The 23,279-nt window shown below is 48.5% G+C and carries 27 protein-coding genes; 6 read left to right on the forward strand and 21 right to left on the reverse strand.

The genetic code is table 11. From position 1 onward, the window contains the following. The first annotated feature begins 251 nt into the window (after window positions 1–251). A complete protein-coding gene (locus tag ADA01nite_RS11440) occupies window positions 252–461 on the forward strand; it encodes a hypothetical protein (protein WP_146810101.1) in 210 nt (69 codons plus the stop codon). A 474-nt stretch (window positions 462–935) separates the two neighbouring features. Further along, window positions 936–1,928 carry a zinc-binding dehydrogenase gene (locus tag ADA01nite_RS11445; protein ID WP_146810102.1) on the forward strand — a complete coding sequence of 331 codons (993 nt, stop codon included), beginning with the start codon at window positions 936–938 and terminating at the stop codon, window positions 1,926–1,928. A 195-nt stretch (window positions 1,929–2,123) separates the two neighbouring features. On the opposite strand, the gene ADA01nite_RS11450 is transcribed toward ADA01nite_RS11445, so the two are convergent. The 14 genes from ADA01nite_RS11450 to ADA01nite_RS11510 all read right to left on the reverse strand — a co-directional run bounded on the left by ADA01nite_RS11450 (window position 2,124) and on the right by ADA01nite_RS11510 (window position 13,379). Further along, the gene (locus ADA01nite_RS11450; RefSeq protein WP_146810103.1) at window positions 2,124–2,327 is read right to left on the reverse strand and encodes a hypothetical protein; all 204 of its coding nucleotides are present in this window, start codon (window positions 2,325–2,327) and stop codon (window positions 2,124–2,126) included. Further along, a complete protein-coding gene (locus ADA01nite_RS22065; RefSeq protein WP_170230242.1) occupies window positions 2,324–2,476 on the reverse strand; it encodes a hypothetical protein in 153 nt (50 codons plus the stop codon). Before ADA01nite_RS22065 ends, ADA01nite_RS11450 begins: the two co-directional genes overlap by 4 nt. Window positions 2,477–2,593: 117 nt before the next feature. Then, on the reverse strand, window positions 2,594–2,908 hold the full coding sequence (locus ADA01nite_RS11455; protein ID WP_146810104.1) for a DUF1904 family protein: 315 nt from the start codon (window positions 2,906–2,908) through the stop codon (window positions 2,594–2,596). Window positions 2,909–3,203: 295 nt separating this feature from the next. Continuing rightward, window positions 3,204–3,431, reverse strand: coding sequence for a sulfurtransferase TusA family protein (locus ADA01nite_RS11460; RefSeq protein WP_146810105.1), 228 nt, complete (start codon window positions 3,429–3,431; stop codon window positions 3,204–3,206). 18 nt (window positions 3,432–3,449) lie between these two features. Continuing rightward, window positions 3,450–4,031 carry a sulfurtransferase TusA family protein gene (locus ADA01nite_RS11465; protein WP_146810106.1) on the reverse strand — a complete coding sequence of 194 codons (582 nt, stop codon included), beginning with the start codon at window positions 4,029–4,031 and terminating at the stop codon, window positions 3,450–3,452. Window positions 4,032–4,067: 36 nt separating this feature from the next. Next, a complete protein-coding gene (locus ADA01nite_RS11470; RefSeq protein WP_146810107.1) occupies window positions 4,068–4,463 on the reverse strand; it encodes a DsrE/DsrF/DrsH-like family protein in 396 nt (131 codons plus the stop codon). A 61-nt stretch (window positions 4,464–4,524) separates the two neighbouring features. Then, window positions 4,525–5,658 (reverse strand): MBL fold metallo-hydrolase, encoded by a 1,134-nt coding sequence (locus ADA01nite_RS11475; RefSeq protein ID WP_146810108.1) that lies wholly within the window; start codon window positions 5,656–5,658, stop codon window positions 4,525–4,527. A gap of 36 nt (window positions 5,659–5,694) precedes the next feature. Next, window positions 5,695–6,474, reverse strand: a complete 780-nt coding sequence (locus ADA01nite_RS11480) for a sulfite exporter TauE/SafE family protein (RefSeq protein WP_146810109.1) — start codon at window positions 6,472–6,474, stop codon at window positions 5,695–5,697. Between the two features lie 412 nt (window positions 6,475–6,886). Continuing rightward, the gene (locus ADA01nite_RS11485; RefSeq protein ID WP_146810110.1) at window positions 6,887–8,131 is read right to left on the reverse strand and encodes a cell wall-binding repeat-containing protein; all 1,245 of its coding nucleotides are present in this window, start codon (window positions 8,129–8,131) and stop codon (window positions 6,887–6,889) included. A gap of 78 nt (window positions 8,132–8,209) precedes the next feature. Next, window positions 8,210–9,613 carry a sensor histidine kinase gene (locus tag ADA01nite_RS11490; protein ID WP_170230243.1) on the reverse strand — a complete coding sequence of 468 codons (1,404 nt, stop codon included), beginning with the start codon at window positions 9,611–9,613 and terminating at the stop codon, window positions 8,210–8,212. Between the two features lie 11 nt (window positions 9,614–9,624). Continuing rightward, the gene (locus ADA01nite_RS11495; RefSeq protein WP_146810112.1) at window positions 9,625–10,326 is read right to left on the reverse strand and encodes a response regulator transcription factor; all 702 of its coding nucleotides are present in this window, start codon (window positions 10,324–10,326) and stop codon (window positions 9,625–9,627) included. 232 nt (window positions 10,327–10,558) lie between these two features. Continuing rightward, on the reverse strand, window positions 10,559–10,759 hold the full coding sequence (gene copZ, locus ADA01nite_RS11500) for a copper chaperone CopZ (protein WP_146810113.1): 201 nt from the start codon (window positions 10,757–10,759) through the stop codon (window positions 10,559–10,561). A 45-nt stretch (window positions 10,760–10,804) separates the two neighbouring features. Further along, a complete protein-coding gene (locus ADA01nite_RS11505) occupies window positions 10,805–11,134 on the reverse strand; it encodes a metal-sensitive transcriptional regulator (RefSeq protein ID WP_146810114.1) in 330 nt (109 codons plus the stop codon). Window positions 11,135–11,171: 37 nt separating this feature from the next. Further along, entirely contained in the window at window positions 11,172–13,379 is a 2,208-nt protein-coding gene (locus ADA01nite_RS11510; RefSeq protein ID WP_146810115.1) for a heavy metal translocating P-type ATPase, read from the reverse strand. A 473-nt stretch (window positions 13,380–13,852) separates the two neighbouring features. Here ADA01nite_RS11510 and ADA01nite_RS11515 point away from each other — a divergent pair, with 473 nt between their 5' ends. Together ADA01nite_RS11515 and gerQ are read left to right on the forward strand one after the other, a co-directional pair. Then, entirely contained in the window at window positions 13,853–14,275 is a 423-nt protein-coding gene (locus tag ADA01nite_RS11515; RefSeq protein WP_146810116.1) for a cell wall hydrolase, read from the forward strand. A gap of 23 nt (window positions 14,276–14,298) precedes the next feature. Continuing rightward, window positions 14,299–14,751 (forward strand): spore coat protein GerQ, encoded by a 453-nt coding sequence (gerQ, locus tag ADA01nite_RS11520; protein ID WP_146810117.1) that lies wholly within the window; start codon window positions 14,299–14,301, stop codon window positions 14,749–14,751. Window positions 14,752–14,804: 53 nt separating this feature from the next. Here gerQ and floT read toward each other — a convergent pair whose 3' ends face one another. Together floT and ADA01nite_RS11530 are read right to left on the reverse strand one after the other, a co-directional pair. Further along, window positions 14,805–16,337, reverse strand: coding sequence for a flotillin lipid rafts scaffold protein FloT (gene floT / locus ADA01nite_RS11525; protein ID WP_146810118.1), 1,533 nt, complete (start codon window positions 16,335–16,337; stop codon window positions 14,805–14,807). 19 nt (window positions 16,338–16,356) lie between these two features. After that, on the reverse strand, window positions 16,357–16,890 hold the full coding sequence (locus ADA01nite_RS11530) for an NfeD family membrane protein (RefSeq protein WP_146810119.1): 534 nt from the start codon (window positions 16,888–16,890) through the stop codon (window positions 16,357–16,359). A gap of 147 nt (window positions 16,891–17,037) precedes the next feature. On the opposite strand from ADA01nite_RS11530, the gene ADA01nite_RS11535 reads away from it, so the two are divergent. Continuing rightward, on the forward strand, window positions 17,038–17,598 hold the full coding sequence (locus ADA01nite_RS11535) for a hypothetical protein (RefSeq protein WP_146810120.1): 561 nt from the start codon (window positions 17,038–17,040) through the stop codon (window positions 17,596–17,598). 235 nt (window positions 17,599–17,833) lie between these two features. On the opposite strand, the gene ADA01nite_RS11540 is transcribed toward ADA01nite_RS11535, so the two are convergent. Next, complete coding sequence (locus tag ADA01nite_RS11540) at window positions 17,834–18,769, reverse strand: AAA family ATPase (protein WP_146810121.1); 936 nt, start codon at window positions 18,767–18,769, stop codon at window positions 17,834–17,836. Between the two features lie 362 nt (window positions 18,770–19,131). Between ADA01nite_RS11540 and ADA01nite_RS11545 the strand changes: the two genes are divergently transcribed. After that, the gene (locus ADA01nite_RS11545; protein ID WP_146810122.1) at window positions 19,132–19,881 is read left to right on the forward strand and encodes a CAP domain-containing protein; all 750 of its coding nucleotides are present in this window, start codon (window positions 19,132–19,134) and stop codon (window positions 19,879–19,881) included. 112 nt (window positions 19,882–19,993) lie between these two features. On the opposite strand, the gene ADA01nite_RS11550 is transcribed toward ADA01nite_RS11545, so the two are convergent. The 4 genes from ADA01nite_RS11550 to ADA01nite_RS11565 all read right to left on the reverse strand — a co-directional run bounded on the left by ADA01nite_RS11550 (window position 19,994) and on the right by ADA01nite_RS11565 (window position 23,224). Beyond that, window positions 19,994–21,109 (reverse strand): hypothetical protein, encoded by a 1,116-nt coding sequence (locus ADA01nite_RS11550; protein WP_218029553.1) that lies wholly within the window; start codon window positions 21,107–21,109, stop codon window positions 19,994–19,996. 38 nt (window positions 21,110–21,147) lie between these two features. Beyond that, window positions 21,148–22,161, reverse strand: coding sequence for a Nif3-like dinuclear metal center hexameric protein (locus ADA01nite_RS11555; protein WP_146810123.1), 1,014 nt, complete (start codon window positions 22,159–22,161; stop codon window positions 21,148–21,150). Window positions 22,162–22,271: 110 nt separating this feature from the next. Further along, window positions 22,272–22,673, reverse strand: a complete 402-nt coding sequence (locus tag ADA01nite_RS11560) for a Na-translocating system protein MpsC family protein (protein WP_170230244.1) — start codon at window positions 22,671–22,673, stop codon at window positions 22,272–22,274. Window positions 22,674–22,825: 152 nt separating this feature from the next. Next, on the reverse strand, window positions 22,826–23,224 hold the full coding sequence (locus ADA01nite_RS11565) for a DUF6130 family protein (protein WP_146810125.1): 399 nt from the start codon (window positions 23,222–23,224) through the stop codon (window positions 22,826–22,828). Between the last annotated feature and the right edge of the window lie 55 nt (window positions 23,225–23,279).

Genomic DNA, 23,279 nt, shown 5'->3' on the forward strand with positions numbered 1-23,279 from the left:
CCTCATTCTTTCCTCTCTTTTCCTTCGTATCACAAAAGTCAACCGTCCTTCCCATGATTTGATTTTAAGACGTGGGTCGTCCACCAGCGCCTTAAACATTGTCACAAGCATTCACAATTTTGACACATTCGACAAAAATAGAAGACGCTTTCACGAAATATACTCCTATCGTTTGACAAAATCTACATACCTGACATGGGATAATAAGTAGCGTAATTTCTATCCCAAATACATGCCAAACGGAGGTTGTTATGAAAGTGGAATGTCCATTGTGTCACAATCAACAGCGCACAGCAAAAGCAGAATTGATGGGAGACATTTGCGAGACATGCGGCGATATCGTTGAGTTCGGGTATCTCTCCTTTCCCGCTTACCGACTGGAAGAGAAGGAGCCTGTCGTCGGCGAACCCAGAACCCATATGGAGGCTCACGGAGTAAGAAGAAAGATGGCTGTCGGTTAGTCGGCAATGAGGTATAGACTCACACTCTAATAACCTTCACAACAATAGATTGCAAACGCAAAAGCCCTTCCTATTACTCACGGAAGGGCTTTTACTTCGGACAAGATTGGCGTCTATATCTGCACCCCCAAAAGCACATCCACACTCTCTCGGAATTGATCTACGCTCTCCGGCGTCGTCTGCACAGAAATCAGCGTCCGTTACCTTCCCCTTTATAAAATTCATGTAGCTCTCATCCAAAAAATCCGGTTATCATGAAAAAAGACCTATATAATATACCTGTATCAAGTGAAGCACAACGGGCGAAACGGAATACGAATACATAATTCTGATGATAAAGAGAGGATAACCAGATAACAAAACAAATATACAGGCAACCTGCAGCGAATAATCCGTGAGCCGCTGCTGTATAGGGAGATTATGGTATACTGTCTCTTATAATCGTTCTCACAAAATTGGAAGGAGTAATTCGAAATGAAAGCATTTATCCACCACGGGTTGCCGGGATTTGAAGGAGCTGCATATAGGGACATGCCAGAGCCGACAGCCGGTCCGGGTCAAGTGCGTATTCGTTTGAAAACAGCCGGCCTAAATCGTCGCGATCTCCGTATCTTGCATGCGGGCAAAGAGGGGGACCCACCCATCATCTTAGGTTCTGACGGTGCCGGGGTGATTGATCAAATCGGTCCAGATGTTCATGGTATTCACCAGGGTGATGAAGTGATCATCAATCCGACGCTTCATTGGTTCAAAAACACACCGGCGCCTCCGCCGAATTATGAAATCCTTGGCTCACCGACACACGGGACGTTTGCGGAGTTCATCGTCATCTCCGCCGATCAAGTGGAGCCGAAGCCATCATACCTCAGTTGGGAAGAGGCCGGCGTCCTGCCGCTTTCTGCATTGACGGCCTATCGCGCTTTGTTTACTCGCGGCCGGGTACAATCCGGACAGACGGTATTCATTCCGGGCGCGGGCGGCGGCGTGGCGACCTATCTTGTTCAATTTGCAAAGGCGGTGGGGGCACGCGTCTGTGTCGCCTCCCGTAGCGAGGAAAAACGGCAGCATATCCGTAAACTGGGAGCCGACGTCATCATTGAAACCGGGCAGGATTGGCTGGAAGCGTTAGAGGGTGACAAGGTCGATCTCGTAATCGACAGCGTGGGGGCGGCTACATTTGACAAGTGCCTCACTATCTTGAAGCCCGGTGGCACTCTTGTCACGTTCGGCGCTACAGCCGGCGATGAGATTCAACTCAACCTTCGTTCCTTTTTTTACGGACAGTTTAACTTGTTAGGCTCGACGATGGGGAGCCAGGAAGAATTTCGAGAGATGCTCCAATTTATTACAAAGCACCAGATTCGTCCAGTAATCGATCAATACTTTCCTCTATCAGAAGCGCGGCAAGCCCTGCATCGATTACAAGAGACCCATAACTTCGGAAACATCGGTCTTCACATTAGCTAGAGGCTTTAAAAACCTGAGAAACCGTCCCGCCTTCATATGCCGTAGCATCAGAAGACAGACAGCACTGCCTTACGTTCAGTAAACACAAAGCAGCCGACATTATGAATCGGCTGCTTTGTGTTTACTGTATTTATTGTATTTTTTAATAAAGGACCTCTCCCGGACTCAGAAGAGATTTGTTCTAGATCGCCCTATTTAATAGATGCGGCGCTGTGTCCCATGTACGTCTCTCTTCTTCAGTACCAGCAGGTATTCTACATGATGAGTAAACTGTTCGAGATGGCGATCCAATTCGGCCGATTCCTTCGGCTTATGCCCCACTGCCCGGTACAATTCAACGTGCCATGCATGATAACAGCTCCAGCCATGGTGCCACCTGATTAGCAGCCATCGCTTCATCCCTCTGTTTCCTTCTGTGCGATTCTTTTTATTTGCTTAATTGCCACATAATCCGATATGTCCAACAGTTCATTAGCCCGCTGCTCTGCTTGTCTCTGTTCCGTTTGCAGCGTTTTGACCAACTCGCTGAAAAGAGGATCCACTCTCATTCACTACCTTTTCTACAGATTCATTGATAATATCCGCCTTCGCGGAAAACCGGCAGATTTTATCGATATTCTCTCTATCGTATGCGGCAATTGCTCGAACCGTTCCTGTGTACTCGCCTATTTTAAAGGATTGCCTTCTTTGTAATAAAAAGAAGGGTTAAGCATAACAAAGAAGATATGAACATTTTTATACCCATGCTCGCTTAGGATATCGTGAAGCACGGAAGCCAGAGCGTCATGTATTTCCTGCGCTCTTTGGAACATGAATATTTCTAGGGATAAAGGAGTTTCCGTTATAGTTTCAACAGTGAGTAGTTCAATTTTTATAATCTCTTTCGGGATGCTCACAATACGGGAAAACTTTTCTATCACTTCGGGAGAAATCTTTTTCAGAAAATCTTTTTCAAATCCTTTAAAGCGTAAAAATGGCACTCTTTTCTCCTTCTTCCTGTCCATTCAGTTTGTTCATCAAATTCATTATACAACTTTTCAGGTTAAGTTTATATAACAAAAAGCGGCCTGCATTCGTAACAGGATATCGAGTGCCATTGGAAACGTGTATAGAGAAAGAGGTTGATACAAAAATCATCCTTTTACCGCTTACTTATGACACAAAAAAAGGCACCCATGCTTTGGTGCCTTTTTCATTACCAGTTCAAATCCTCTACAAAAGAATTTCTTCAATAACGAAAACCATTCCTTTGATCTCTTCTCTCTTTTCCCTCCATTACGATTTTTTTACGAAGAAGCGGTATACGCCGTTGTCTTCTTCCATCTTCAGCAGTTCATGATTTGTTTGTTTAACCCAGCCCTGAAAATCGTTTACCGAGCCTTTATCGGTCGTCTCTAACGCCATAATCTGACCGCTCGCAAGGCCGTCGATCGCTTTTTTCGCTTTGACAATCGGCATCGGGCAGGATAGCCCTTTGGCGTCTACTGCGATATCTGCATTCATATATACTCTCCTCCTTACTTAATTATTTGCTTGTTTCTCTATCGGACCTTCCCATCCTAACATGCCGGGCATCACATTTTTCGCTTGTTTGAACCCTTTTTCCGTCAGCAGCTGGCACGCCATATCGCTCCGGTTCCCCGTACGGCAGACAACATAAATTTCCTCATCTTTGTGCGGGGCAAGCTCGGCCAGCCGCTCCTCCAATTGGCTAAAGGGAATCAGCTTAGCACCTGGAATATGGCCAAATGCATATTCCATTGGCTCACGCACATCGAGAATGACCGGCTGCTCCATGAGTTTGCTCTGCAATTCATCATTCGATACGATATCCGGATGTTTTTTCTCCGGTTTTGCCTCCTCCGGATCGGCTTTCCGGATATAATGTTTAAATGTCCCGTCTTCCTCTACGGTGCCGAGGAACTGGTGCCCGGTGCGGATCGCCCAGCTTTTCACATCCGCTACCGAACCCGGATCTGTGGCGACGATTTCCAGCACTTCGCCTGCCTTCATCTCTTCTACCGCTTTTTTCGTCCGGACAATCGGCATCGGACAGGACAGCCCTTTGCAGTCCAGCGTTTTATCCACGGTATATGCACTCATTGTGTCTCCTCCTCATTGTATTTTTGCCGCATTTTTTTAGAATGTCAGCGTAACGTCGGCATCATATGCAAAGTCCAGGAAGGTTACAGCTCCACCTACTTCAATACCATCGACAAAATCTTCTTTCTTCAGGTTCATGACGTCCATTGTCATCTGGCAGGCGATTACTTTTACGCCCATTTCCAATGCCATGTTCAATAGTTCCGGAATGCTCGGCACGTTCGCTGCCTTGAATCCTTCTGCAAAGTGTTCTTTGCCTGCCGGCATCGGCAATTGGGTATGCGCATCTTTATGGATAAGATTTAAACCTTCGAATGTGAAGAAAATGGCTACTTCCGCATCGGTTGCGGCAGCCGCCGTTGCGATGTTGAATACTTTGTAAGCGTCAAACATACCTCCGTTGCTTGCGATGATGGCTACTCGTTTTGTCATAATAAACCTCTCCTTTACGAATGTTATAAATAAGCTATCCTAATAGAAGGATGCACATTTCTCATGAATGATGGACAGCGCAGCGATTCGGCCCGATTTCAAGCTGGGTGGCCACTTCGTCCGCCACATGAACGACTCCACGATTAATCTGTATAATCTCTTCATAATTCGGCGGTGTGGCACCGGATGCGCCGGCTACCATTTCCGTGAACTGTTCACGGTTTTCTGTACGCATAACCTCATTGTTGGCCCGAATATCTCCGAGACGCGCGACGACGACGCCCTCTTCATTAATTTCCTTAATGTGCGCATAATGCGTAGGTAACACCCATGTACTATCGGACAGATTGGCAATATGGGTAAACACTGTATCATACAGAGATTGGGCCCATTCACGTGCCTTGCCGCCCAAGTCCGGACGCCCGATCCCGCCTACGAAAATGGTGTCGCCGGACAGCAGATATCGATCATTCACCAGGAAGGATACGCTGCCTGGGGTATGGCCCGGTGTCGGAATCGCCACGACTTTCACCTGGGTATTTCCTACCTGTATCTTCTGATCATCTTCTAGTGGCTCGTACGGAATTTCATCGGCTCCTTGCATCTCGCTGCGGGAGATATAATATACGGCACCTGTACGCTTAGCAAGTTCCGGACCACCGGAAATATGGTCGGCATGCAGATGGGTATCCGCGATGCGCGTAATTTTCACCTGCTCCTGCTCAGCCAGCTTTAGGTATTCCTCAAAGTGGCGGCCCGGGTCAACGACCATCGCTTCTCCGTCAGAGATAATCATGTACGACAAACAACCTTTCGCAAGACGGTTCACTTGAATTATTTTCATGTCTTTGTCTTCTGTTACCGTCACCGGGTGATAAAACTGGCTCCACTCCAGCATGCCTTCCTCAAGGTAGCTCACATGATAGCCACGTTCCGCAAGCATCTCCCCAATCATTTTGGCGCTGCCGCCCTTGGCACAGATAACGACAATCTCTGTATCCTTCGGCAACGAATGGTAAATGTCCTCATTGTCATCAAGGAAATCAAAGTACGGAATGTTCACCGAGGTCAGATGCTTATGTTCAATCTTCCAATCGTTGTAGTCCTCCGTGTTTCGTACATCTAGAATGAATATGGGTTGCCCGCTGTTGATGTTGTTATGCAGTTCTTTTGCGCTAATCGCTTTAACTTCCATGTAAATTCCTCCTTTATATTTTTAAAGATTTAAGGTTTAAGCTAAAATATCCAGCCAGATTTTAATGGCGGAACCGACAATTAATGCGGACAAAATGGCGCGTAGCACTTTCGCATGGACCTTCGTGCTCAGCTTCGCACCGACTGGCGCTGCGAGCATGCTGGCGATTACCATGATAACTGACGGCCAGAACAGCACATCCCCCGCCATTACTTTTCCTATTGTCGCTCCAATGGATGAGATGAATGTAATCGCAAGCGACGAAGCAATCGTAATTCTCGTCGGGATTTTCAAGATGATGAGCATAATCGGCACAAGAATAAAGGCCCCGGCTGCCCCGACAATCCCGGATGTCACGCCGACAATCAGTGCGGAAATGACGGCTACAGTACGGTTGAATGCTACCTGTTCCATCGGAATGTCATCAAGACCTTTCTTCGGCCCAAACATCATGACTGCCGCAATAGTTGCCAGGATAGCATAGACAAAGTTAATCGCGTCCGCCGACAAAAACTTGCCGCCGTAGCCCCCGGCAAAGCTGCCAAGAATAATGGCTACACCCATATAGCCGACAAGCTTATAGTGAATCACATTTTCCTTCCTAAGCGCCATGACACCGGCGAATGTGGCGAAGAATACCTGCACCGCGCTAATGCCGGATACTTCGTGCGCCGTATAGGCCGCCACGCCGACTAACGGCGGAACGTATAACAGCAGGGGATATTTAATAATGGAACCGCCGATGCCAACCAAACCTGAGATGAACGAGCCGAGAAAACCGATAAGAAATAGTGTAATAGCTAAACCAAGTGTCATAGTCTCTCCCTCCCTCTTACTATCAAGTCATACATCATGCTTTCATCGTTTGTTATCACACAACTTTACCGGTCCAGCTATTCATCCCGCCCAGCAGTTTTTTTCACTGTCATATGCCTCCGGGCCATCAAATACTCGCAGGCGCTTGTTTTTCCAATACTCGCCGAGTCAGCATGTTTACCACTTTCATCCTTCTTTTCTCCTCTTCTTGTTTTTCATCTGTTTCGATTATTTTATCTTTATTACCCCATAGGGTATATACGGTTATGGGTATATTATTAAACAGATTTGATTTTTTGTCAACGGTTTTTCTTCAAAGCCGAAAGCCAAAAAGGCCGGGAAGCTCTCCCGGCCTTTTTGCATTTATGCATAAAGAGAAAATCGCCTGGCTTGTTTCTAAGCAGTCTTCTCTTCATTCGTGCTGGCTATGATCCATATTCATATTATCATGACCACCGTGACCCTTACCGTTCGCAGCCTCAATCTCAATCAGATGATCCAAATCCCCTTGTTGTTCATCGGAAACCCAATCGCTGCCACCGACAATATACATATGGTTATACGGCCCTTCAGTCGGCTCTTTCTTAAAGAGCGGCTTCAATTCTTTCAGATACGTGAGCAGCGTTTCCGGTGCTTTCTCCTTTTCTGTCAACAGCAGCGGCGCATGCTTACCGCGGTGTGCAAACGGCAGGGCCGGCAGCGACTTGCTTATGTTCTCCACATTTACCAAAACCAGGCCATGACCCGGCTGTGTAATGCCCCAGCCAAATCCGGTTTTGGCATCTTTATACTTGGCAAATGCAATGGCGTTCGCCACCGGATCATTGCCTGAAATGCGGATAACATTGCCATGTTTTTTCAAATCATTTTCCACCTGTTTGCTCACCGCGTCTTCCGGCCCGAGCAGATAGATGTTAGCTTTGCCGTTCCGTCTCTTCAGCGCGGCTTCGGTCTCAGCCGGAATTTTGTCTTTGGTTACATACAAAAGCGGCTCCGGCATATGAGAAATCCAGCTGCCGGCAGGTGCGGCAAACTCCGCTTTTTCGGACGTAGAAACGACAACCGATTGCGGCAGTTCTCCGTCGACGGATGCGTAATATTCATCAATGGCTGCCGCAATCTTTTCCGGTGTCTCGCCTTTGATTTCTTTTACTTTAAGCGAAGCATCCGTGATTTGTTTTACGGCGTTTGCCTCCATCCCAATCGTGATGACCTGCGTCCCGTCCTGCGCTCCTTTCGGATTGAGACGTTTGATTTCATTCAGCACCACTTCCGATACTTTGCCTTTTTCCGTTACAAGCAGCGGGCCATCACTTGGATGATGCACCAAATCCAGTCCGACCAGCTGCGTTTGCCAGTTGTCGCTTGGAGCCAACAGGACAACATTCGGCTTCGTTCCGTTCGCCGTTGCGGGCCAAATCATCCTGGAAGCCGATAATGCGATTTCTTCTGCGCTACCTCCCGTAATGCGTGTAGTATTTTTCGTAGCAAGCATGGCCTGAGCCGTATCCGCTTTTCCGGCTGCGCTCTCCTGCCGCGTCTGCTCTGCAGCCGGTTTTGGCTGCTGTTCACTTCCCTGCGTACTGCATCCAGCCACCAGTACACCAGTAGCCAGCAGCGTGACACCGGCCCATCTTACCAAAGGAATTTTTATCATGGCTGCTTCTCACCTCTTCATATTGGGAAAATGTCTGTCTATACTATACCCGGCATTTGTGAAGAAAATATGATGAAATCAAAGTTCTTCATCTTTTTTTAGTGGCAGCCCCACAATAAATGTCGAACCTCTTCCTTTCACACTTTCGATAGAGAGCGAGCCGTTATGTTTTCGAATAATTTCCTGGCTAATGGCAAGTCCGAGTCCGGTTCCTCCCGTCTCCTTGGAACGGGATTTTTCTACCCGATATAAGCGCTCCGTAAGATACGGAAGCTCCTCCTCAGGAATGCCCGGACCGTTGTCCTCTACTTCGATATAGGCCGCATCCTTATGTTCCTTTACTCGAACCCGGACCGTGCTGCCCGCGGGGATGTACCGTTTGGCATTCTCCAGCAAGTTCAGTACCACCTGTCCAAGTCGCTGCCGATCGCCTCTGATTATGAGAGGCTGATCGGGACCTTCATAATATAAATCAATGCCCTTCTCATCCATGGAAGGCTCTATCAATGTCAGCGCATCCGTCACCGCTTCTTCCAGCGGAAAACGCTCTACTTGAAACGAAAATGTTCCCTGTTCCAGGCGGGCCAAATCAAACAAATCCTGAACCAGCCGCTGCAGGCGGGAGCTCTGCTCATAAATAATTTCTGTATAAGTGCGCTGTTCCTCGCTATCCATCGACGAATCCCGCAGGATTTCTGCGTATCCTTTTAGATACGTCAAAGGCGTTCGCAGTTCATGACCGATATCGGCCAAAAATTCGTTGCGCTGCTTCTGGTAAAATTCGATACGGTCTGACATATAGTTGACGGAAGCCGCCAGTTGAGCCACCTCGTCACCACCCTGTACCGGCAGACGAACGGAGTAGTTTCCTTCTGCGATTTCACCGGTCGCCTGTTTTATCTGAAGAAGCGGACGCACGATCATCCGGGAAAGAAGAAAGACAATGCCGGTTACCACCAGAACAGTGATCGCGCCGGTAATCACAAGCATTCCCTGCAGCACTTCCACGGCCTGATGGATAGGAGCCGTAGGACTGAACATGACAACGGCGCCGACAGGTTCGCCGTTTTGCATAATCAAAGAACGGGACACGAGGAACGGCTTTTTATCCCAATCCTTTTCTACCGCCAGTTCTTCTTCCGCTCCGTGCTCACCTGTGGCCGATAAGTATTCGCGGTGAGCAGAGGTAATGGTATCCGAATTTGCGATAACGTTTCTGTTTCTATCAAGCACAACCACCATATAATTCGAACCTTTTTCCATGCGGGCCACATGATTCATGGTGGTAGGGGTAAAATGTTCGCTTAGCACGTTGGCATGGCTTTTTCCACGTTGCACCAGCTCCTCCGTAATATGAGAAAGGTAGAAGGTAAGAAATAGCGAATACAGGATTCCGCCCATCGAAAAAATGATGAACAAAAAAACAACAAGCAATAATAATCCTACTTTGGTAGACACACGATTGCGAATGGATTGAAGCATAATTCTCATCCTTACTGAATTTTATAGCCCACTCCCCACACCGTCTTCAAAATGTCATGAGCGGGTGCTCCCGCACTGCGGAGTTTCTCACGCAGGTTCTTCACGTGTGTATCTACGGTCCGGTAATCGTCCACATTGCGGTCCGACCAGATTAACGAAAGCAGATCGTCCCGGCTGAATACATGACCCGGATTCTTGATGAGCGTATATAAAATGTCATATTCTCTTCGGGTCAGGACAAGCGCAGCGTCCTGATAAAAAGCTTCCCGTCTCTTTTTGTCCACTTTAATGCCGCGATGTTGAAGCAAACTGTTGGCAGAAGCCCTGGACGACGCATACGTTAGCTCGCTTCGCCGGAGAAGCGCCCGGACCCTTGCCAACAACTCCTCTTTCTCAAACGGTTTAGTAATGTAGTCATCGGCGCCCAACTTCAATCCCTGTACTTTGTCCGCCACTTCGTCACGAGCAGTCAGCATAATGATGGGCACGGAAGATGTCTGACGAATCTTTCTGCATGCCTCCCAACCGGACATGCCCGGCATCATAATGTCAAGCAGGATTAGGCGGTACGTCTTTTTTGTGACCGCCTCCAGGGCACGCTCCCCCGATGCGACTTCTTCGGTGTCATATCCAGCTTTTTGTAAATGCAGTGACAAAAGCCGACGCATCTGCTGCTCATCATCCACAATTAAAATCGTGTTCTGTTCTGCCATTTTTTATCTTTCCTTTCGTATCTGCTTCACTACTATAAAAGCAAAAAAGCATGGAGAAATTGTGAAGAAAGTTGAACAAATGAACGAATGTATTTCGGAATACCTGGCATGCATGGAGGCATGCAGAGGATGCGCTAGGGCCTGCCGTAAAATGGCGGCATGGCAGAATAGAAGCGTATGAAAACCCTCCTCAGCGACAATCTGAGGAGGGTTTGTATAACGGGATATTTTTTTAAACTACATCGTATCCTTGATCTTCGATGGCTTCTTTAATGGATTCCACGTTCACTTTATTTTCGTCGTATTCTACCTGAACGGTTTTTTCGGCAAGATTTACTTTTCCGGAAGCGCCAATTTCCTCCAGCGCGCCCTCAATGGCTTTTACGCAATGGTTGCAGGACATGCCTTCCACTTTCAATGTTACGTTTTGCATGATTTGTTCCCTCCAATGTGTTAGTATAGTTAAAGCAAGCCTTGCTTACTTCATTAATTTGTTCATCGTCTTTAACAGCTCATCAATTACTTCATTATCGCCTTCCTGGATGCGCTCAATGACGCAACTTTTCATATGTCCTTCCAATAGGAGGCGTCCTACCGAATTCAGTGCGGATTGTACGGCTGCGATTTGATTTAGGATATTGTCACAGTACACATCTCTGTCTATCATACCTTTAATACCACGAATTTGCCCTTCGATTCGATTTAATCGCGTGATCAAATTGTTTTTCATTTTTTCGGAATGATGGCTCGTTCTTTGGCACGCTTCATGCTCCTCCGTATTACCTGATTGCTCCACTACCGGTTCCATCGTTTCACCTCCTTATCAGGTTATTCTTATTGCTTTTTTATAATTTCACCCGCTGCAGGCGCAGCGCATTCAGCACAACGGAAACTGAACTCAACGCCATGGCGGCTCCCGCTACCCACGGCGCAAGAAATCCGGCGGCGGCAATCGGAATGCCGAGCGAGTTATATGCCAGTGCCCAGAACAAATTCTGCTTAATATTTGTCATCGTCTTACGGCTCATGTGGATGGCATCGGCAATGCTGTTCAAATCGCCTCGCATCAATGTAATATCTCCTGCTTCCATGGCCACATCCGTGCCTGTGCCCATCGCGATACCGATATCGGCCATAGCCAGCGCCGGAGCATCGTTGATTCCGTCTCCTACCATGGCAACTTTCTTACCCTGATTTTGAAGCTTCTTCACTTCTTCCGCTTTTCCTTCGGGCAGTATTTCCGCCAGTACGCGATCGATGCCTGTTTCAGCGGCAATCGCTTCGGCTGTACGCTGATTGTCACCGGTAATCATAATGACTTCAATGCCCATTTGTTTGAGGCGGGCAATCGCCTCTTTTGATGTTTCTTTAATCGTATCGGCTACCGCTACAATCCCTGCGTAGCGTCCATCCACAGCGACGACCATGGCTGTTTTTCCTTTGCTCTCCAAATCGTTCATCGAGTCAAATGCCTGTTCTGCGGCAACCTCATAACGGGCCATTAGCTTGCGTGTACCGATCAGGACCGTTCGTCCTTCTACCACAGCACGAATGCCATACCCCGGTATTGCTTCAAACTCATCTGTTGAAGCAAGCGAAATTCCTTTTTCTATAATGCCGGCTACGATAGCCTCGGCAAGCGGATGCTCCGAATTTTTCTCAGCGCTACCCACCAGACGCAGGAATTCCTCTTCCTTTATCCCTTCCATAATAACATCCGTCAATTCCGGCTTTCCTTTTGTTACGGTTCCCGTCTTATCCAGCACAACCGTATCGATTTGCTGCGTAGTCTCTAAGTGCTCTCCGCCTTTAAACAAAACCCCTGCTTCCGCCGCCCGTCCTGATCCGGCCATAATCGAAGTGGGCGTAGCCAAACCGAGGGCGCACGGGCATGCGATGACCAGCACGGCAATGAGTTTTTCCAGTGCATTCGCAAAATCGCCCGGCGTTACCCAGATGTACCAGACAAGGAAGACAAGGACGGCGATGCCGACGACAATCGGAACAAAAATGCCTGAGATTTTGTCTGCAATCCGCTGAATCGGCGCTTTTGATCCCTGTGCTTCTTCCACGACTTTAATAATCTGGGCCAGCGCTGTTTCTTTGCCGATCTTGGTTGCCTTTAATTTTAAAATACCGTTTTTGTTAATCGTAGCACCAAACACATGCGCGCCCGCCTGTTTCTCTACTGGAATGCTCTCTCCCGTGAGCATCGACTCATCAACAGATGATTGACCTTCAATTACTTCACCATCCACTGGAATTTTCTCTCCGGGGCGAACCACAATCGTATCGCCTACCGCGACTTCTTCCACGGGAATCGTCATTTCCTGACCGTCCCGAATGACCAGGGCCGTTTTCGCCTGCAGGCCCATGAGCGTTTTGATGGCTTCCGAGGTACGCCCTTTCGCCAGCGCCTCAAACAGCTTACCCAATAAAATTAACGTAATGAGCACGGCACTCGTTTCGTAATACATCTCTACCATATGGTGCGGGCGTCCGATCGACTCAATGGTAAGATACAGGCTGTAGAAATACGCGGCCGAGGTTCCTAAAGCGACCAGCACATCCATATTAGCGCTCTTATTGTGCAGCGCTTTGTACGCTCCGATGTAGAACTGGCTTCCAATAATAAATTGTACCGGTGTAGCAAGTGCCAGCTGAAACCACGGATTCATGAACAGTTCGGGCATCCATATCCATGACGTAAAAGAAAAGTGACCGACCATCGACCACAGCAGCGGCAGTGAAAGAATGGCCGAGAGAATAAATTTTCGCTTTTGCCGTGCAATTTCTTTTTGGCGATAATCCCCGCTATCTTCTGCTTTTTCGTCTTTCGGCACTGCCTGATACCCAAGTTTTTCTACCTTGCGGACTATCTCATCTACAGATAGCTCGGTAGGGGTATACTCAACATGTGCGGTTTCCAAGGCAAAATTAACATTCGCCTCCGTTACTCCCTCCAGCTTGTTTAATCCTTTTTCAATCCGGTTTGCGCAAGCGGCACAGGTCATACCGCTGATTTGAAGCGTGGTTTGTTTCGTTTCAGACATTGTTATCGCCTCCTATACTATACATACGTACAGTACATGTAGATCAAAAAGATATTTTGTACAAGATTACTTTCACTGTAGCATACCCCTACATCGCATGCAATTGTACCCTGGCGCTCCTATTAAAGATGCCTAACAAAAAAATTCGCTGATATCAAAGCTCCTCCCCCGTCTCTTGTTCCGCCTTCCTTTTCATTTATATACTATACCCCTTATATGTATGTGTCAACAAAATTTTTATTGAAAATCGTCTTTTTCTAGTGTTCATATTTTCCCTTTCATCACCATTTTCCTTTATATGTATAAAAACGCTATAAAATTATTTCCAAATATTTATCCGGCCCTGTGCTTGCTCGACGAAACGTAACCTGTTTCCTTCCCGTACACCCTCTTTTACAAATTATTTTTCAATGGGCAAATCACCAAAAACAGCCCACTTAATATGATGAGTAGTGTAGCAGGAGGTGAGAGTGTTGGCGGTCGTACCCGCAACTAGAAAAGATGTGGAATTGTTGGCAAGGCTGATACGTGCAGAGGCGGAAGGCGAAGGCGTTCTGGGCATGCTGATGGTGGGCAATGTCGGAGTGAACCGTGTAATTGCCAACTGTCTTGACTTTAAGGATCTCCGAACAATTGAGCAGATGGTATTTCAATCCCCCGGCGGCTTTGAGGCCACACAGAAAGGATACTTTTATCAACGGGCCAGGCCACAAGAAATTCGCCTGGCGCAAAGAAACATAAACGGGGAACGGTTCCACCCTGCCACAAACGCTCTATGGTTTTTTAAGCCGCCAGGCGATTGTCCCCCGCAGTGGTATAACCAGTGGAATGCAGGACGGTTTAAAGCGCACTGCTTCTACCGGCCAAGCGGGGAAGATTGCCCGCGCGTATATTAAAACGTATTAAGGGAGGAAATAGAATGTATAATCCTTATGTCTACACTTCATCCGGATATCCGCAGTACTATTATCCCGGCTATCAAATGCAGCAGAGTACACCGCAGGGTCAGGGGGCGGCATCCCCTCCTCAAATTCCCGCCGGCGGCCAATCCATGACGCCCCTGGCTACGCCGGGAGCTCCGGGGGCAGCTGGTTCGCAGGCAATGCTTCCAACCGAACAATCATACATCGAAAATATTCTTCGTTTAAATAGAGGAAAGACCGCAACAGTTCATATGACATTTGAGGGCGGAGAGAAGAAAGTATTCACCGGCGTAGTTGAGGCGGCAGGGCGCGACCATATTATTATCAGCGATCCCCAAACCGGCAGGCGGTATGTTCTGCTTATGGTATACCTGGACTATGTTACATTTGATGAGCCGATCGAATACAGCTATCCGCTTAACCAGGTGGCAACGTATCCCCCACGCTAACAAAAACGGCCACTCTTCCTGGATTTTCACCGGGAGAATGGCCGTTTTCTCCTTTATTCTCTTATTCCGTCTATTCCCGTATCCAAGCTTCGTTCCTCTTTAAGGTCACGAAGCGAAGGCGGTGCCGTTTCCTTCTTCCTTGTCAAATTCTCAACCAATTGCTCGATATCGATGCCGGAGACGTCTTTTACCATCTGCGGCGCCGTTGCCATAAGCTCGGTTACATAGTTGCTGACGCGGGTCGCGCCGGCCCCATTTCCGGTATCTACCACCGTCAGCTTCTCGATGTTCGCCATCGGCTCGGCAATCCTGCCCGCCAGCTCCGGCAGCATCTTCACGATAATATCAAGCACAGCAGCCTCGCCGAACTTCTGGAACGCTTCGGCCAGCTTTTCTTTCGCTTCCGCTTCCGCCAACCCGCGCAGGCGTATGACTTCCGCTTCGGCTGCACCCTTGGCGCGCTCCGCTTCGGCAATGGCCAGGCCGTCCAGGCGCTTCTGTTCCGCCATCGCTTTCGCTTCCGTCTCGATCCGGTACTTGTGGGCATCCGCTTCCCGCATCCGTTTCGCTTTTTCCGCCTCCGCAGCCTGCTCCACCGCATAGCGGTCGGCATCCGCTTTTTTCTTCACTTCCGCGTCATATTGTTTCTCGCGGCGCAGAATTTCTTTTTCTTCTAGATCAATCTCGCGCTCTTTGCGGACCAGCTCGACCTTCATCTGCTCTTCCACTACCGATTGCTTCGAACGCGCCTCCTGAATGAAATACGCCTGATCGGCTTCGGCACGGGCCATATCCTGCTCTTTTTTGAAGGAGGCGACTTTCAACTCTTTTGCCTTGGTCGCTTCCGCAATATTCGTATCGCGCAGCAGTTCCGCCTTCTGCCCTTCTTCTTCTGCCAGCGCCTTTTTAATCCGAGCATCACGCACCGCTTCCGCTTCCGCGATATCGGCGTCACGTTTGACCATTGCGATGCGCGGACGTCCCAACGCGTCCAGATAACCATGTTTATCCCGTACGTCTTTAATCGTAAACGAGACAATCTGCAAGCCCATCTTCTTTAAATCTTTCGCCGCTACCCCCTGCACTTCCTGTGCGAAACGGTCCCGGTTGCGGTACACTTCTTCCACGGTCATGGAGCCTAAAATGGCCCGCAGATGACCTTCTAGCACCTCCTGCGCCTCGCTTTTGAGCGCTTCAATCGGTTTGCCCATGAATTGCTCGGCTGCGGTCGATACGTCTTCAATCGAGCTACCGATTTTAATAATGGCCACCCCATCTGCCATGACAGGCACGCCCTGCTCGGTATACACTTCGGGAGTGGAGATATCAAGTTTGTGCGACAGTAAAGAAATAAATTCAGCATTCTGAAAAATCGGCAGGATGAACGCCCCGCCGCCGCGAACAATCTTAATGCTGCGGCCGGAATCGTCGGTGACGACATTTTTGCTGCCAAGAAACGAGCCAGTCACAATCATCGCTTCATCCGGCCCTACCGTTTTATACCGGGCCCAGAACGCCAGGCCGAGCAGCAGCAAAACCGCGACAACTACAATCGGAACAAATAAAACACCAAAACCGAACAACATCAGAGGCCCTCCCCTTGTGCTAGTTTTCTTCAAACGGAGACACGTACAGGGTACCGTCTTTTCCTACATCGATGACCACAACCCGTGTCCCGCTTGGAATTTCTTTGTGTGTAACACTTTCAGCAATCTGGTTTGTATGTCCTGTCCCAACTTTCAGCAGCACCTCGCCACAGCCCTGGCCCGGGATCGTTGTAATGACTTCTCCTAAGCGTCCGTTTAACTCCCGTAGAGAAAATCCGGTCGTACTTTCCGCATTTCGCATCGGCCTGACAAAGATAACATACATAAGAGCCGCAAGAAGAATCCCGAGCACAAGCGAAACACCAAGGATGACCATTTGCCCCACCAATAGAAGCTGGGTTAATACGATACCGGTACCGCCAAATCCGGCCAATCCACCGATGACTACCAGCGGACGCAGCGTATGTACGCCGTCCAGATGCAGAAAGTCGAGCAGCCCATCCAGCGCATTGTCAATTATGTCACCTGCTAGAATCGTAACAAGCGCAAAGACCACTCCAATGATAAAACATGCCCAATAGAGCTCCAACATCCCCCTTCCTCTCCTTTTTGCTTGGAATTTTATACCTATATATACGGATAATAGCAGACAATAGTTGCAAAAAAAATTACGAAGATTACTTATGTTTTTCATGCTTTCTCGGACAAGCTCATATACTGAAAGCAGGAGGTGACCCGTATGTCAAGCAAGAGAAAAAGAATAGCGGTGGCTTTACTCCTGCTTTCTGTTCTTTCTGCCGGATGCGCCATAAAGAAAACAAGCGAAATAGCAACAACTGCGGAAATACAAAACGTAAATGGGGAAAAGCCGGGATTTTCCGCAGACGCATCCCCGTCTTCCTTATCTTCCTCATCGTTAAGTTCCAATGACAAAGCCTTTCTCCAGGCTTTCAAAGCATCCGTAACCCAGGCGCAAACAATTGCCAGAGAACTGCAGGCAATACTTACAGAAATGCAGCACAACGACGAATTCATCGAAGCGCAAGAAAGCATCGACACGGCGCGGCAGGAGATGCTTTACTTATGGAACACAATGCATAATGACTTTCATCCCGATAATGCCGATCTCCAGAAACAAAAAAACGAGTATGAGTCCATCCTTATGGTGTACCGGGAGGGATTGACGTTGCAATTGGAGGGAATGAAAAACGCCGAACCTGCCAAGGTTATGGAAGGCATAAAGCGGGCGCAACAGGCTGAACAGAAGGTAGAGTTGTTGGTGAAAAAGCTAAATCAATAACGAAAGGGCCACCGTGTGTTTCAAAAATGGGAAGGGAGACCATTGCCGGTCTTTTCCCTCCCTTCAGGCCACACGCTCCACACGGAAAAAGCAACGGCCAGCACACGCCCCGCACGTTTTTCCTCGATTACAATGGAGGGAATATCACCCTTTCATCTCGCACAACATCCCCACATGGCTTCCCGCATTTTCTCCTGCTCCAGTATAGGAGAACAGTGTCTTTGGAAGTTCTTATTTATTCTTTCTCAAAATCTTCCGCTCTTAATTCCATCAGCATATCCCGGTTTACCTCATGCGCTACATGGTCAGTGACAATGCGAATGGCCTGCTGGCGAATCGCTTTCTCGATCATGTTCCGCACGAAGCGGGCGTTGCTGAAATGCTCTGTGCCCCTCTCCTGTTCGCTCGTTAACTGTCTGCGAACCAGAAAGCGGGCTCCCGATGATAAATAGTACGCTTGTTCCTTACACATCGCATCCGCAATATCAAGCAGTTGTTGGGTCGTATAATCGGGAAAATCGAGCTTAATCGGGAAACGGGACGGCAGACCGGGATTGGATGCGAGAAACGAATCCATCTCTTCATTATAGCCGGCTAAAATGACAATAAGTTGTTTACGGTCGTCTTCCAGACTCTTAATGAGCGTGTCGATACATTCCTTGCCGAAATCTTTTTCCCCGCCCCGAACAAGCGAATACGCTTCATCAATAAATAAAACGCCTCCCAGCGCTTTCTTGATAATGTCCCGCGTTCGTGAAGCGGTATGCCCGATGTATTCTCCGACCAAATCCGCCCGCTCTACTTCCACAAGGTGCCCTTTCTCAAGCACCCCCATGTCCTTAAACAGCTTACCGAGAATTCGGGCCACCGTCGTCTTTCCTGTGCCCGGATTGCCGCGAAATACCATATGAAACATATGCGGCGCGTTATACAGGCCCTGTTCTTCCCGCAGCTTACGAATGGTTAAAAACGCGTAGATTTCGTACACCAGCTTCTTAACTTCATCCAGCCCGACCAGGCTTTCCAGTTCCTTTAGCGCGCCGGATTCTCTTTCAAGCGACTTCTCCATGCGCGAACTGATGATTTGTTCACGGCTCGCAGGCCTTGGATTGTCATTGCGAAACACCACTTTAATCTGGTTGCCGGTGGTAGTCTGACCCGTCGACTTCATTCTCTCACCCCGAATCGCTCCAGCGTTTCGTTTTGCGTTTTTATTACTGTATGTGACGAAGCCTGGAAATAGGAGTCGAGATACGAAGGAAGGAGCAAAAATATGTCTGTCCTTTTTCTATGAAAACTGTGAGGAAAGAAGGAGAGAAAGAGGAAAAAAGATCCATGTAAGAAAAAGGCGTTCGCCTTTTTCCCATTAAAATCATCTCCTCGTTCTCTTCTCTCTTTTCCTTCGTACCGCAAAAGTCCGCCGACAAAACATCACCGTATGAAAACATTACCAGGTCTTTTCCCCAGAATTCTATGTTACGATGAATGAGGTCACGGCAATTTGCTAGATTACAAGACAATAGGAGTGATGACATGAAAAAGATTATCGCAGCATCCGTACTATGCACATCCTTGCTGGGAGCAAGCTTCTCAGTAACACAAGCAGCGAATGAATGTCCGACGCCGGTGATTGTTAAGCCTATCACGCAAAGCGGCGGCATAACACCATTCAATCTGCAAAAATTAGTAGACCAGTACCTGAAGCAGTGTCAGCAAGCAGGCGTGAAGCCAAGTTTCGAGCAGCTTAAGCAGCAATGTCTGAAAGCGGGAATTCAACCGAACTTTCAACAAGTACAAAAACCTGCGGTAGGGCAGCAGACACAACCTGCAGCGAAACCCGCACAAACAAACGCTCCTACTCAAGCTCAAGCACCTGTAGATAGCAAATCCGCAACACAGGGCCTGACTGCCGATGAAAAACAGATGCTTGACCTTGTCAATCAGGAACGCGCGAAGCAAGGACTGGCTCCGCTGAAGATTAACATGGAACTGCAAAAGCTTGCTCGTATGAAGTCAAAAGACATGATTGATAAAAACTATTTCAGCCATCAATCCCCGACATACGGCTCTCCGTTCGACATGATGAACAAGTATGGAGTTCAATACCGTACGGCAGGGGAAAACATCGCGGGTAATTCTTCCGTACAAGGTGCGCATAAGTCCCTCATGAACTCTGACGGACACCGCAAAAACATCCTGAACCCGGCGTTTACCGAAGTAGGTATCGGCATCGTGGATGGCGGCCCGTACGGCAAGATGTTTACACAAATGTTCAAAGGATAAGATAACGCACACGAGGAAGCCAGGCTCATGTTGAGTCTGGCTTCCTTTCATTTAACGGCTCCCCATGCCCGCTTAGTATCTTCGTGCATACCGATGATTATGCGTATCGGCGTTATACCAGCAGCGGCGTAAGTCCGAACGCAATGACGGCTACGGTTACAAACCGCATGATCGTTCCAATAATGGCGGCTGTCAGTGCTTCTTTCGCCGTTAGATCCGAGTTGGTGGACCAAATAGCCGGAATTTGCCCCAGAACATCTGACAGGGGCAAACCGGATGCGGCCAGTACGAAGGCGCCGACAACCAGTCTTGGGTCAATGTTTGCGGCGATTTCCTGGAGCTGGCCCATGGCAAGGGTAGGAGATGCCATGATGGCCGTAATTCCCGTCGCCGGATGTACGCCGATAACGCCAAGGAAAGCGGACAACGATTGTTCGAAAGGTTTCCATACCCCTGCGTAATCCAGCAGTCCGATTAAGCTATAGATGACCGCAATCGCCGGAATCACCAGCAGGAACAGCAGCTCCGCCCCTTCACGTGCCCCTTGAAAAATCGTTTGGAACACCGGCGTCTGCGGCGTAAAACTCGGCAGGTCTTTGAGCGCCACCGCCCGTGTATTCCGGTAAATTGTCCGGCTTAATACGAACGGTACGACGACCAGCGGCGCGAATATTGCAAGTGCTACAATAGGAAGCGCGTTAATTCCCGCGATGGAAAGCGCGATTAGACCAAGCATGAAACAGGAGAACGATTGCTGCGATTGTACCATGGTCGCAATCGCGATACACTGCTCGTCCCTTGTTGCTCCAGCTTGTTTCAGAATTGGACCGCCAATTCGTCCTGCAGCGTTAATATCGCCCAAAATATTATATACGCCTGGAATAACGACCGAAGGATTGACCTTGATTCTATTGGTTAGCGGTACGAATAACCGGACCAATGCGTCCGTAAAGCCCATCCGCTCCAACGCACGTCCAATCATTACGCTCAATACAATCGATACGCCGACATTTCCCATCAGAAACACATCCACCACAATCGGCTTAACCTTATCTAACATGCTGGTGAAGGCGTTACCGATAATCTCTGGATCCACCACGAAGAGAATACCAAGTAGCGCTACCATCACCAGACCAACCCTATTCTTTCGCTCTGCCGCCCTCCCTACCCGTTCAGTTCCCGCTCCTAAATCGACGATCTCACGCAATTGTTCCGCTGGTTTGGACATGTGATTTCCTCCTTATGATTAAACATAATAAATACGGGTTATACAGGGACTTTCCTAACCAGATGGGACAGCGCCATTTCCTGTCCGTATGTGCGGATAGCTGTACAGCCCGCAGCCTGAAGGGGCATCGACACTACCCGTTCACGAAACACGGCCACTTCCACATCGGAAAGTAGCTTGTCCAACGCACAGGCAAGCGGGAGTCCATTCTCGAAAATCTCCAACGCGTGCGAATTACCGAACATCATGTTCAGTCCAAGTTCCTTTGCGGTTTGAATCAGCGGATGTCCGGGACGCAACCGACTGATCGAAGCAATAACTGTATCGGCATCAGGAAACAGGCGGACAGCCTCGCGAAGATGTTCAGCGGTAAATCCCGTATGCGGAAAAATATGCAAAATATGCTTCACCGGCGTGCTTCTTTCACCCAGTACGATTCTGGCCCGGGTCGCCTGCCCGCTTTCCTGCAGCAGGGACGATCCGTAGACGATTCGCTCATTTTCCAGCAGAGCGTCATCTTGTTCGTATCCCATATATCCAGACAGCCGTACAATAATGTCTCCTAACGTCTTTATTCCGGGTAAAGCCATACCCGTATACAGCACGTTACCTTCCAACCCGCCAAAATGCGTGTTCACGTAATACACTTCATGACCGTGCAGTGCGGGAATACCGGGATGCAGACCATGGAACGCCTCATGTAGTTCCAGTACCGCAATTCCGTATAAATCCAGGTAGTGCTTGAGTGTAACCCCTCCTGAGCTGGCTGCATCCGCAATCGGATGGTGGGCGATAATTGCATCGACACCGGTGGCCTGTGCCAGCTCAATGTCCTGTTCGGATAGCGTCATCGCTACTGCTACCTTCCTCACCGGCCAGTTCGGGTCCCCGTATACCAGCCCGGGTGTCTCAATTACTTCCTTACCAGGAATACCGGATGATTTCATAATCATAAACGGATGCCTGCCAAGCGTTACATCCTCAGGCCGGCATAGAACCCGTCCTCCGGTGATATCATCCAATGCTTTCACTACGTCTCGTACTGTCGCCATTTCCTCGCCTCCTCGTTATGTGTAGCAAATAAAAAACAGCCGCCAGTATATCCGCACTTGTGTCCTGTGCGTAAAAATACTGACGGCTGTCCTGCTCTCATTCCCTGAGTTCATTCGGCCCGTCTATCGATATTCGATTGGCGTGGATGCAGATAGCGTTCTACGTCATCATCGAGGATAATGACCGTCGCCGCAAGCTCCTTCTGCGGGTCGTAATCTTTGAGAATCGATACAATCGAAAAACCGAACGTCTTGGTGAAATGCTCACGAAGATGTTCTTTGAACTCATCGATAAGCATAACGTCCATCGTTCTGGTTAACCCACGATTCTTTCCGTCGATCGTCCGCATTGCATGTACACGCTTATGGAGCGTAATAAACATGATTTTATTGCCGATTATATCAACCTGCTGCTTGCGTACCCCCACGTCGAACAAGGATTTATTCACATGGTTGTACTCGCGGCTCAAAGCCTGCTTTAAATCTCCCAACAGTTTTCCTGTGCGATCCATAAGCGACTCCATATCTACAGCATTTTGATTTCCTCTATCATACCTTAGCATCATTTTAATAGTCAATATATTTTATATATTTAAACTATTTTTTCAAAAAAAAGAGAATGGCTTATTTTTAAGGCATTCTCCTATCCATAAATTAATACGAATTATTTAATTTGAATCGTAAATGTAATTTTTGTATTCGCATATGGCTTATGATTGTTTCGCACCAATTCAACCGAAAATGTATGTGGACCGGGCTTTAAATTAGACACTTTGAACGTATTGGCATAGACCCGGGTTAGTTTGTTGTCCACCCACACATGCACATGCCCTTCACCCGGTTTCATCTGCGGCTCACCGGCCGGTGCATACATAAAATTCCGCGTCAGAAAGGTCAAATACACGGTATTGCCCTCGATCGAATGCGAAACGGCAAGCGCAGGCGACTGCGCGAGCACTTCCTGACTTTTCGCCGTTTCATCCGGCAGCGGCTCCTGCTCCTGACAGCCCGTAAGCCCTGTCGCGGCAAGCAGTATCAGCGCGTACCCAAACGCTTTTTTCATAGTTCCTGTCCTCCTGTATAGAGCCTTTTTTCACAGGATGGACAGGAGCGGCCGA

The sequence above is a fragment of the Aneurinibacillus danicus genome, assembly GCF_007991215.1.
GTDB lineage: Bacteria > Bacillota > Bacilli > Aneurinibacillales > Aneurinibacillaceae > Aneurinibacillus > Aneurinibacillus danicus.